The organism is Streptomyces sp. NBC_00775, from assembly GCF_036347135.1.
Lineage (GTDB): Bacteria > Actinomycetota > Actinomycetes > Streptomycetales > Streptomycetaceae > Streptomyces > Streptomyces lutosisoli.
On sequence record NZ_CP108938.1, the window covers coordinates 5250133 to 5261543 of the forward strand.

Annotated in this window: 10 protein-coding genes; 7 read left to right on the forward strand and 3 right to left on the reverse strand. The window is 73.5% G+C overall.

Going from position 1 to position 11411, the window contains the following annotated elements; all coding sequences use genetic code 11:
• Positions 1-50: 50 nt before the first annotated feature.
• From OIC96_RS23385 to OIC96_RS23395, 3 genes are all read left to right on the forward strand, one after another.
• A complete protein-coding gene (locus tag OIC96_RS23385) occupies positions 51-1430 on the forward strand; it encodes an ATP-binding protein (RefSeq protein ID WP_330305952.1) in 1380 nt (459 codons plus the stop codon).
• 188 nt (positions 1431-1618) lie between these two features.
• Positions 1619-2158 (forward strand): GtrA family protein, encoded by a 540-nt coding sequence (locus OIC96_RS23390; RefSeq protein WP_330305951.1) that lies wholly within the window; start codon positions 1619-1621, stop codon positions 2156-2158.
• An 83-nt stretch (positions 2159-2241) separates the two neighbouring features.
• Complete coding sequence (locus OIC96_RS23395) at positions 2242-3237, forward strand: NAD-dependent epimerase/dehydratase family protein (RefSeq protein ID WP_330305950.1); 996 nt, start codon at positions 2242-2244, stop codon at positions 3235-3237.
• 356 nt (positions 3238-3593) lie between these two features.
• Here the strand turns inward: OIC96_RS23395 and OIC96_RS23400 are convergent, their stop codons facing one another.
• On the reverse strand, positions 3594-4706 hold the full coding sequence (locus OIC96_RS23400; RefSeq protein WP_330305949.1) for a sensor histidine kinase: 1113 nt from the start codon (positions 4704-4706) through the stop codon (positions 3594-3596).
• Positions 4703-5707, reverse strand: a complete 1005-nt coding sequence (locus OIC96_RS23405) for a response regulator transcription factor (RefSeq protein ID WP_330305948.1) — start codon at positions 5705-5707, stop codon at positions 4703-4705. Before OIC96_RS23405 ends, OIC96_RS23400 begins: the two co-directional genes overlap by 4 nt.
• A gap of 103 nt (positions 5708-5810) precedes the next feature.
• Here OIC96_RS23405 and OIC96_RS23410 point away from each other — a divergent pair, with 103 nt between their 5' ends.
• From OIC96_RS23410 to OIC96_RS23420, 3 genes are all read left to right on the forward strand, one after another.
• Positions 5811-6581, forward strand: coding sequence for a glycosyltransferase family 2 protein (locus OIC96_RS23410; protein ID WP_330305947.1), 771 nt, complete (start codon positions 5811-5813; stop codon positions 6579-6581).
• Complete coding sequence (locus OIC96_RS23415; RefSeq protein WP_330305946.1) at positions 6578-7198, forward strand: TIGR04282 family arsenosugar biosynthesis glycosyltransferase; 621 nt, start codon at positions 6578-6580, stop codon at positions 7196-7198. The genes OIC96_RS23410 and OIC96_RS23415 overlap by 4 nt, the downstream gene beginning before the upstream one ends.
• A 230-nt stretch (positions 7199-7428) precedes the next feature.
• Positions 7429-8223, forward strand: coding sequence for a class I SAM-dependent methyltransferase (locus OIC96_RS23420; protein WP_330310204.1), 795 nt, complete (start codon positions 7429-7431; stop codon positions 8221-8223).
• A gap of 340 nt (positions 8224-8563) precedes the next feature.
• On the opposite strand, the gene OIC96_RS23425 is transcribed toward OIC96_RS23420, so the two are convergent.
• Entirely contained in the window at positions 8564-9814 is a 1251-nt protein-coding gene (locus OIC96_RS23425) for a molybdopterin-dependent oxidoreductase (protein ID WP_330305945.1), read from the reverse strand.
• A gap of 113 nt (positions 9815-9927) precedes the next feature.
• On the opposite strand from OIC96_RS23425, the gene OIC96_RS23430 reads away from it, so the two are divergent.
• Positions 9928-11283: a hypothetical protein gene (locus OIC96_RS23430; protein ID WP_330305944.1), complete on the forward strand. Its 1356-nt coding sequence runs from the start codon at positions 9928-9930 to the stop codon at positions 11281-11283.
• The last annotated feature ends 128 nt before the right edge of the window (positions 11284-11411 follow it).

An 11411-nucleotide genomic window follows, 5' to 3' on the forward strand; every position in this document is an offset into this window, starting at 1 on the left:
CGCGCCCCGGCGAGATCCTGGCCGCGATCCGGAGCCCCCGCACCACTTCCGTGCGACTCGCGCGACGCCTGTGGCCGGGGTCGGTCCGGGCCCGGGCGACGCTCGGCGCGACCGCGGTCGTCGCCATCGCGCTGGCCGCGGCCTCCTTCGCGCTGCTCGGCATTCTGCACTCCAACCTCCAGCGCAGCGCCAACGACGCCGCCACCCAGCAGGCGGACACCGTGGGCCGGCTGGCCACTCAGGGCAAGCTCCCGGACCTGCTGCCCCTCGCCCACGGCGCCGACTTCATCCAGGTCGTCGACGCCGAGGGGCGTGTGGTGGCCGCCAGCCAGAACCTCACCGGGCGCCCGGCCATCGGCCACCTCCGCCCGCACGACGGCGAGCTGCGCGCCACCTGGTCCGGCAAACCGTTCCACGACGAGCACCGCCAGCGGATCGTCGCCGTCACCGCGCAGACCCCCACCGGCAAGGTCACCGTGTACGCGGGCACCTCGCTGCGGGACGCGGACCAGGCGGACGGGATCACCGAGGTCGCGCTGGGCATCGGCACGCCGCTGCTGCTGGCCACCGTCGCGCTGGTCACCTGGTGGGTGACGGGCCGGGCGCTGCGTCCGGTGGAGGCCATCCGGTCCGAGGTCGCCGAGATCACCGGGCACGCACTGCACCGCCGGGTCCCGGTCCCGGACGCCCAGGACGAGGTCGCCCGCCTCGCCCGCACCATGAACGCCACCCTCGACCGCCTGGAGGACGCGGTCGTCCGCCAGCGCCGGTTCATCGCCGACGCCTCGCACGAACTGCGCAGCCCGATCACCGTCCTGCGTACGCAGCTGGAGGTCGCCCTCGCCCATCCGGACCCGGCACTGTGGCCGGACCTGGTCAGCGAGGTGCTGGAGGACACCGTGCGGCTCCAGGACCTTGCCGCCGATCTGCTGCTCCTGGCCCGTCTGGACGCGGCCGAGCCCGTCGAAAGCGGGCCGCTGGACCTGGCCGACCTCTGCCGTACGGCCCTCGCCGCACGCCACGGCGACCGGATCCCGGTCGGCATGAGGCTGGAGCCCGGCATCACGGTCGAGGGCAACCACGGCCGGCTCACCCGGCTCCTCACCAACCTGCTGGACAACGCCCAACGGCACGCGGACGAGCACATCGAGCTGGCGCTGCACACCGACGCGGCCACCGGCACAGCCGTACTGGAGGTGACCGACGACGGCCCCGGCATCCCCGACGCCGACCGCGACCGCGTCTTCGAACGCTTCACCCGCCTCGACGACGCCCGCAGCCGCGACCTCGGCGGAGCCGGCCTCGGCCTGGCCATCGCCCGCGACATCGCGACCCACCACCACGGCACCCTCACCGTCGAGCCCCATCCGCGGGGCGCCCGCATCGTCGCCCGCTTTCCGCTGTCGCCTCCGGGAGCTGAAATGCCGTAACGCTGGGCGAAGCTCCAGGTCAGCAGGATGCACTAGCTCTGCGTGATCTCCGTGGACAGGCCGCTTCCGCAATATGCTTGCCTAAGTTAAGCAAGCTGTTATAGTTGAGTGAGTTAAGCAAATGCATCTCACCGTTGCACCCGACCGATCCCGTTCGCCACCCCCGCCCCCGCCCGAGAGGAACCCCCATGAAGCCGCTCGCCTCCTTCGCCCGGTTCGTGCTGTGCGGTGGCGGCGTGGGTGTCCTCTCCAGCGGTGCCGTGGCGCTGCTCGGCGGGGTGATGCCCTGGGTGCTGGCGAACGCCCTGATCACCGCCGCGTCCACCATCCTGTGCACGGAGCTGCACGCCCGCTTCACCTTCGGGACCGGGCGGCGCGCGGGATGGCGCCGGCACTGGCAGTCCGCGGGATCGGCCGTGGCCGCGTACGCCGTGACGTCCGTCGCGGTGCTCATCCTGCACATGGTGCAGTCGTCGCCCGGGATGCTCACGGAGCAGATCGTCTACCTCAGCGCCTCCGGGCTCGCCGGAATCGGACGGTTCCTTCTGCTGCGCCTGTTCGTCTTCGCCGGCGGCCGGAGCCGGACCTCGGTGCCGGCGCCGAGCCCGACGCTGAGCCCCGCGCTGAGCCCGGCGCTGAGCCCGGCGCGGGTTCAGGAGACGTGGGCCGCTGCCGAGAGGGCGTCGGCGGCCTGGGGACGGGCGTACGCGGAACCGGCTGCGGCGTGACACGGGCTCCAGGTCTTACGGACCCGTGACGTGAAGGGCGCGGTGCTGCCGGGCGGTGGGGTCGCGGTCCTAGCGTTCGGCGTATGCGAGTACTGGTCACCGGCGGTGCCGGGTTCATCGGGTCCCAGATCGCCCGTGCGCTGACCGCGCGGGGGCACGAGGCGGTCGTGTTCGACCTGCGCGACGGTCTGGACGTACGGGATGCCGAGGCGGTCGCGGGCGCCCTCCCGGGCGTGGACGCCGTGTGTCATCAGGCGGCGATGGTGGGGCTGGGGACAGGGTTCGGCGACGCGGTCGAGTATGTCTCGCGCAACGACCTCGGTACGGCGGTGCTGCTCTCCGCGATGGCGGACGCGGGGGTGCGGCGGCTGGTGCTCGCCGGGTCGATGGTCGTGTACGGCGAGGGCGCCTACGCGTGCGAGCGGCACGGTGCGGTACGGCCCGGGCCCCGGACCGTCGCCGATCTGGACGCGGGGCGGTTCGAGCCCCGGTGTCCGCGGTGCGGTGCGGAGCTGACCCCTGGCCTGGTGGGCGAGGGCGCTCCGGTCGATCCCCGGAACGTGTACGCGACGACCAAACTGGCCCAGGAGCATCTGGCGGCGGCGTGGGCCCGGTCGACGGGCGGCTCGGCGGTGTCGCTGCGCTACCACAACGTGTACGGACCGGGGATGCCGCGCGACACCCCGTACGCGGGGGTCGCCTCCTTCTTCCGGTCCGCGCTCGCCCGGGGCGAGGCTCCGCGTGTCTTCGAGGACGGCGGGCAGCGACGGGACTTCGTGCACGTACGGGATGTGGCGGCGGCCAATGTCACCGCCCTGGAGGCGGGTTCGCGTGCCGGGGCCCTCACCGCCTACAACACCGGGAGCGGGGAGCCGCACACCGTCGGTGAGATGGCGCGGGCGCTGGCCGCCGCGTATGGCGGACCCGGGCCCGTCGTGACCGGGGAGTACCGGCTGGGGGACGTACGCCACATCACCGCCGACTCGTCTCGGTTGCGGGTCGAGTTGGGGTGGAAGGCCGAGGTCGGGTTCGTGGAGGGGATGCGGGAGTTCGCGGCGGCGCGGCTTCGTGACGGGTGAGTTTTTCGCCCCCGCCGCCCCTACCCGTCCCATCCCGTACCTGGGGGCTGCGCCCCCAGACCCCCGCTAAAAGATTGCGCAGTTCCCCGCGCCCCTTAAAGGGGTGGTTCGTCGGGTGCGGGGCGGTGGGGGTTGCTCGCGCAGTTCCCCGCGCCCCTGAAGGCGCGGGGCTTCGCCCCGCGATCCCCCGCCCGCCCCGGGGTCTTTTAGGGGCGCGGGGAACTGCGCAATCTTTTGGGCCGGCCCCCACCCACCCGCAGCCAAAGAACCGGCCCACGGGGTCTGGGGCGGAGCCCCAGAAGGATGGGACGGGTAGGGGCGGCGGGGGCGGAAGACACCCCAGGTCGCCAGGGGCGCTACGCCTCCGCCATGGGCAGCGTGACCTCGAAGCGGCAGCCGCCAGGGACGTTGTGGACGGCGGCGTGGCCCTGGTGGGCCTCGACGATGCCGCGGACGATGGCGAGGCCGAGGCCCGCTCCGGCGGGTGGGGTGCGGGCATGGGTGCCGCGCCAGCCGGTGTCGAAGACGCGCGGGAGGTCTTCCTCCGGGATGCCGCCGCAGCCGTCGGTCACGGACAGGACGACGCCCGCGTCCGACCGCTCGGCGGCGACCGCGACCGTACCGTCGGCCGGTGTCCGGCGGATGGCGTTGACGAGGAGGTTGCCCAGGACGCGGCTCATCTCCTTGCCGTCCACCTCGACCGGCACCTGTTCGACGCGGTCGCCGACCAGCCGTACGCCGTGTTCGCGGGCGAGCGGGTCCGCGCCCGCGAGGGCGTCGCCGACGAGGTCGTAGACGGAGATGCGGGAGGGGGACAGGGCGAGTGATCCGGCGTGAATGCGGGAGAGTTCGAAGAGGTCGCCGACCATGTCGTTGAGCCGTTCGACCTCGGTGCGGATCTGCCGGAGGTAGCGGTCCGGGTCGGCGGCCACACCGTCCTCCAGCGCTTCCGACATCGCGCGCAGCCCGGCGAGCGGGGTCCGCAGGTCGTGCGAGATCCAGGCGACGAGTTCGCGGCGCGAGGTCTCCAGGGCGCGTTCGCGGTCGCGGGACTCGGCGAGCTTCGCGCTGGTGGCCTGCAACTCCCGGCTCAGCGCGGCGAGTTCGGCGGTGGCCGGACCGTCGGGGGCCGCGAAGTCGCCGCCGTCGCCGAAGGAGCGGGCGGCAAGGGTGAGCGCCCTGCTGCGGGCCACCACCCAACGGCCGAGGAGCAGCGCCGTGGCCAGGGAGACGACGGCCGCCATGGCGACGACGGTCGTGACGACGGTCAGGTCGTGCGAGGACAGGAACATCGCCCACGCCACGGCCAGCGTCCCCGCGAGCATCGCGGTGACGGCCACGGCGGCGACCACGGCGAGCGAGGCGGTCAGCGAGCGCCGCCGGATCAGCCGCAGCACGCCCGCGCCGAGCAGCCCCGCCGCGGCGGCGCCGAGGAAGGCGAACAGGGCCATGAGGAGTACGTCGTTCATGGCCGTGACCGGGTCTCTCCGTCGGGGGCGGCGTCCGGGGGGCCTTCGGAGGCTGCGTCCGGGGATCCGTCCAGCGATCCCTCCAGCGATCCCTCCAGCGATCCCTCCGGCGATCCCTCCGGCGATTCGTCCGGCGATCCCTCCGGCGATTCGTCCGGGGATTCGTTCAACGATTCGTTCAGCGATTCGTCCCGGGATCCCGCCGTGGCGTCGAAGCGGTAGCCCACCCCCCACACCGTCTGGATCAGGCGGGGGCGCGCCGGGTCGTCCTCGACCTTGCCCCGCAGTCGGCGTACATGGACCGTGACCGTCGACAGGTCGCCGAAGTCCCAGCCCCACACCTCGCGCATCAGGTCCTCGCGGCCGTACGCCCGGCCTGGATGGCGGAGGAAGAAGGCGAGGAGGTCGAACTCGCGGACGGTGAGGGCGAGTTCCGTACCGTTCTTGGTCGCGCGGCGGGCCGCCGGGTCGATGGTGAGGCCGGCCGTGTGCAGGGGGTGCGCGACGGTGACGGGGCGGGTCCGGCGCAGTACGGACTCCACGCGCAGCACCAGTTCGCGGGGGCTGAACGGCTTCGTGACGTAGTCGTCGGCGCCCACCTCCAGGCCCAGGATCCGGTCGTCCTCGTCGCCGCGCGCGGTGAGCATGATGACCGGCACGGGCCCCCGGCCGCGCAGCCTGCGGCACACCTCAAGGCCGTCCATCCCGGGCAGCATCAGGTCCAGCACCACCAGGTCCGGCCAGTGCGCGGTGGCCCGGGCGAGCGCGGCGGGGCCGTCCGCGGCGCGGTCCACGACGTACCCGGCGCGGTCGAGGTAGCCGGAGACGACCTCGGCGACGGTGGGGTCGTCGTCCACGACGAGGACGCGCGCCGTCTCCCCGTGCCCGCGCGTCGCCCGCCCGTTCCCGCTCGGGGTCGGGGTCGGGGTCGGGGTCGGGGCGGGCCCGGCACCTGGGGATGCGTGAGGTCCGGCACCTGCGGATTCGTACGGCTGCTGCATGAATCCAGCCTCCCACCGGCCTCGGCCGCGTGCCGTGCTCCCGGCGCGACGTCCGTGTTTCGTAAGGACCTGAAGTCCGATATCTCCCTTTCGTGTTCGTAGGGTGAAAGCCGTGACGACCTTCCCCGCACCACCCCCGGAAGTCCCGGAAGTCGACGTGGTCCTCCCCTGTCTGAACGAGGCCGAGGCCCTGCCCTGGGTGCTCGCCCGTATCCCGCCCGGCTGGCGCGCGCTGGTCGTGGACAACGGCTCCACGGACGGCTCGGCGGACGTGGCCCGCGGGCTCGGCGCGACCGTCGTCAGTGAGCCGCGGCGCGGGTTCGGCGCCGCCTGCCACGCCGGGCTGCTGGCCGCCACCGCGGACATCGTGTGCTTCTGCGACTGCGACGCCTCGCTGGACCCGTCCCGGCTCGTGCCCTTCGTCCGCGAGGTGCGGGGCGGCCGGGCCGACCTCGTCCTCGGGCGGCGGCGCCCGCAGGGACGGGGCGCCTGGCCCGCGCACGCCCGGGCCGGCAACCTCGCGCTGGCCCGGATGCTGCGGCGCCGGACCGGCCTGCGCCTGCACGACCTCGGCCCGCTGCGGGCCGCCCGCCGCGAGCCGCTGCTCGGCCTCGGGCTCACCGACCGCCGCAGCGGCTACCCGCTCCAGATGGTCGTCCGCGCCGCCGACGCCGGCTGGCGCGTCACCGAGCACGACGTGCCGTATCTGCCGCGCACCGGCGCCTCCAAGGTCACCGGCACCTGGCACGGCACCTGGCAGGCGGTACGGGACATGCGCCGCGTGCTCGCCGAACCGCCCGCTCCCGGCCCCGGCACCCTCGCCCCTCCCCATCCGCCGTCTCACACCCCTTCCCAGGGAGGAACCGCACAGTGACGACTCTCCTCGTCATCGCCAAGGAACCGCTGCCGGGGCGGGTGAAGACCCGGCTCACCCCGCCGTTCACGCCCCGGGAAGCCGCGCTGCTCGCCGAGGCGGCCCTCGTGGACACCCTGCGCACGGTGGCGGCGACGCCCGCGCGGCGCCGCGTCCTCGTGCTCGACGGAGCGGTGGGCCCCTGGCTGCCGCCCGGCTTCGACGTCGTACCGCAGTGTGCGGGAGGGCTCGACGAGCGGCTGGCCGACGCCTTCGCGGGCTGCGACGGGCCCGCGTTGCTGATCGGCATGGACACACCGCAGGTGACGCCTCGGCTCCTCACCGTGGACTTCGCGGACTGCGAGGCGTACTTCGGTCCGGCCGAGGACGGCGGCTTCTGGGCGCTGGGGCTCGCCGATCCCGATCCCGCGCTGTTGCGGGGCGTGCCGATGTCGACGCCGGCGACGGGGGCCGTTCAGCGGGAGCGGCTGGTCGCCGCCGGGTTGCGCGTGCGCGATCTTCCCTGCCTCCGGGACGTCGACACTGCCGTCGACGCGGAGGCCGTCGCCGCGATCGCGCCGCGCGGCGGCCGGTTCGCCGCCGAGCTCGCCCGTGTGCGGGCGGTGAGCCACCGGTGAGTACGGCACCCGGTGTGCCCCGTGCCGCTGACGAGCGGGCCCGCGGCGGAGCCGCTGATGGATGCAGCGCCCCCGCCGCCCCTACCCGTCCCATCCCCAGGGGCTCCGCCCCTTCGACCCCGCCAAGGGGCTCCGCCCCCTGGACCCCCGATCGGCCTGAACGGCCTCGTCCTCAAACGCCGGACGGGCTGGTGGGCGCTCCGGACGGGCTCGTAGGCGCGCCCGACAGACTGGTGGGCGCTCCCGACGGGCTGGTGGGCGCCCCTTGGTCCGCGGATCCCTACTCCGACGCCCTGGTCGCCGGCCGGGGACCGCTCTTCCTCCGGCGGGCCGACGGCTGGCTGCTGCCCCTGGAGGTGGAGCGCTGGTGCGCGCGGGCCGATGCGGTGGATCTGGCGGTGCTGGGGCGTTGTGAGGGGGCCGTGCTCGATGTGGGGTGCGGGCCGGGGCGGCTTGTCGCCGAGCTGGCGGTCCGGGGGCGGACCGCGCTCGGGATCGATGTCAGTGAAGCCGCCGTCGCGCATACCGTGCGGTTCGGCGGGCAGGCGCTGCGGCGCTCCGTGTTCGAGCCGCTCCCCGGGGAAGGCCGCTGGGGCACCGCCCTCCTCCTCGACGGCAACGTCGGTATCGGCGGTGACCCGGCCGCCCTCCTGCGGCGGATGTCCCAACTCCTCGCCACCGGCGGGCTGTTGATCGCCGAGACTCTCCCGGACATGGACGTCGACGTCGACGAACGCGTCAGCGTGCGAATCGTCCGGGCCGCCGATCCCCGGAGCGCCGTCGGGCCGGCCTTCCCGTGGGCCCGCCTCGGCAGCCCGGCCCTGCTGCGGTACGCGGAGCGCGCGGGCTGGCGCCCGGACGGTCAGTGGGCGGCCGGCGGCCGCTCCTTCGTCGCCCTGCGCAACCGGAGCGACCGGCGCGACCGCAGCAGGAGAAGCGCCGCCGAACCCCCGAACAGGACCGCCGTGATCAGCAGCCAGCGGGCCAGGAACCCGTCCCCGGAGAGGCCGGTGACGGACCGGTAGTGGTCCGCCATCTGCCCGCTGATCAGCGGGAACCAGATCAGCAGCAGGAGAGCGGAGAGCGCCGCCGGGACCCGGACGTAGACCGTCCACTCCCGGCGGCCGACCGCGTCCAGCCCCCGCGTGACGGCCCGGTCCGCTCCCGCGTACAACGGCACCAGCACCAGGTCGTGCAGCACCGCCAGGCCCACGAACCACAGCGCCACCCCGAACCAGTCGTCCGCGAGCAGCCGCACCCCCGCGTACCCGGCGAGCGCGAACGAGCAGACGAGCAGCAGGATCTGGAACGGACTGCCCAGAGCGGGCTTCCCAAATGGTCGTCGCATCAGTGGCATCAGTCGCATCACAGGTCTCCGAACGTCATCCGGGCCACCCATTTGGTGTTGAGCACGCCGGGAGCCGCGGGAACGATGATCCGCGCCGGGTAGCCGTGGTCGGGGGTCAGATCCTCGCCGTTGACGAACAGGGCGAGGAGGGAGCGCGGGTCGCGCACCTGGTTGTAGCGCAGGGCGGCCCGGCGGAACGCTCCGTGCCGCTGGAGCGACTCCACCAGTACGTCGGGCGCTGTGTCCTCTTCGTCCCCCTCGTACCCGACGAGTGCCGCCAGGTCCCGCAGCCGCACCCCCCGCCACCACTGGTCGGAGGTCGACCAGCCCTCCACGCAGGCGATGGGCAACGCGGCGCTGTACAGGGGGAGTTGCAGCAGATCTGCGCGGCTCAGCCGGACCGTCCGACCGCCTCCCTCCACCACCAGCCGCCATGCCTCCGCGCTCGTCTCCGTCGCGCTGATCCCACGCGAGGCGGCCGTCTTGTTGATCTGGAATCCGGCGGGGCCGGAGCCCGGTTCGGGGCCTCCGTGCGGGGCCAGCACGGCCGTCTCCCTGATCGGCGCGTCGAAGCTGTGGCCCGCCGTCGTGGCGAACAGGAGCAGCGAGCCGCCGCCGACGAAGCCGAGGGCACCGCGCCGCGAGACGGTGGGCGGGGCGGGGTCCGGTGACACCAACTCCCGTTCCCCGTCCGTCAGATCCTCGTCCCTCAGATGGCGCAGATTGCGTACGGCCATCGGCACGCGCAGCACCGCGTGCGCCACGAACGCGGCGATGAACACCCAGGCGCCGTAGAAGTGCAGCGGATAGAAGGAGCCGGGGAAGATGTAGTCGAGCTGGACGTTCAGCACGCCCGTGACGAACTCGAACAGCGCGCCGCCGACCAGCAGGAGCAGCGAGATCCGCTCCAGCGCGTGGGCGAGCGACCGGGCGGGCGGCAGCGTGAACAGCTTCGGCACGACCGACCACAGCTTGGCCAGCAGTACGGGGATCAGGGTGATGCCGAGGGTGACGTGGATGCCCTGCGTGAGGCGGTACAGCCAGGGCGGATCGGTCGGCCAGGAGAAGAGGTAGAAGCCGAGCAGGCCCTTGTCCGGGGTCATGTCGTTCACCGGCGACAGGTTCGGGTTGTAGGCGGCGTACGACACGAGACCCGTCAGGAACAGCACCGTGATCCCGCCGAGCAGCACGATGCCGAGCACGGAGGTGAACCAGGGGCCGCGCAACGGGCTGCGCCAGAACGCGGGGGAGGAAGGAGACCGTGGCATGACCCGACCGTAGGACGGGGACACCCCCCGAACGGGTCCGTGAACCATGACGAAACCCTGACGTCCACACCGTCGGCCGCTGCGACGGGCGTTGCGCGGCCTAGCGTGCCGGTGTGAACCGCGACCTTCTGCGCGATCTGGCCGCCGTGCTGGCCGCCGCCCTGCTCGTCACGGCCGCCGTCCTGGCCGGCACCGCGATCGAGCACCGTGACGGCACGCTGCACGTCGGCTGGCCACCGCTGTACGCCCACTGGGAGCCGCATGCCGGTCCCGGCACCCCGGCCGCGCTCGTGGTGGCCGTCGCCGTCGTCGCGTACGGGCCGCTCCTCGCCGCCAGGCTGCCGTGGCGCGCGCTGCTGTCCGCCGTCTGGGGCACCGCCATGGCGTGGACGTTCTCGCTCGCGCTGGTGGACGGCTGGCAGCGCGGGATCGCCCGGCGGCTGACGACCGAGTACGAGTATCTCCAGGTCATCCACCCCGTGAACCGCTTCCACGACATCCCCGCCGCCCTGCGGGACTTCACCCACCACATCCTGATCCACTCCCCCGACCACTGGCCCGCGCACGTCGCCGGACATCCGCCCGCCGCCACCCTCACCTTCGTCCTCCTCGACCGGATCGGGCTGGGCGGCGGAGCATGGGCGGGCGTCTGGTGCATCACCGTCGGGGCGACGGCGGCGGTCGCGGTCCTCGTCACCGTACGGACGCTGTCCGGTGAGGCTCTCGCCCGCCGCGCCGCCCCCTTCCTCGTCCTCGCCCCGGCCGCCGTGTGGATGGGCACCTCCGCGGACGGCTACTTCGCCGCGGTCGCCGCCTGGGCCGTCGCGTTCCTCGCCCTCGCGGTCACGGGACACCGGCCCCGGCCGGCCGGCCTCGCCTCAGGGCTGCTCTTCGGCCTCACCGCGTATCTCTCGTACGGGCTGACACTGTTCGCGGTGGTCGCCGCGGCCGCTGTGCTGCTCGGCTCCCGGCGGCTGCGCCCACTTCCGTACGTCCTCGCCGGACTCGCCGTCGTACCGCTGGTGTTCACACTCCTCGGCTTCGACTGGTGGGAGGCGTACCGGCTGCTGGTCACCCGCTACTACGAAGGGGCGGGCGGTGTCCGGCCGTACGGCTACTGGGTGTGGGCCAACCTCGCCTGTACGGTCCTGATCGTGGGCCCGGCGACGGTGGCGGGCCTGCGCCGGGCGGGCTCGGCCCCCGTACGCACAGGCGTCCGCGGTGGCTTCCGTACCCCCGGTGTCCTCGCGGCCGAACCCCGCCTGGCGCTGCTGGTGTTCGCCGCCCTGCTCGCCCTCCTCGCCGCCGACCTCTCGGGCATGAGCAAGGCGGAGACGGAACGGATCTGGCTGCCGTTCGCCATGTGGCTGCTTTCGGCGTGCGCGTTCCTGCCCCGGCCGCGCGCGTGGCTCGCGGCGCAGGCCATCCTCGCGTTGACCCTCAATCACCTGCTGTTCACCGGCTGGTGACCCCGCTCGCTCCCCTTGGGAAGCCCATGGGAGACCCATGGGAAACACCTTTCACACCTGTCACAGGCATGTCATAGGCTTTCTCCCATAGCAGCCGCGCCCCGCGCGTCACCGCATCTCCATCTCCA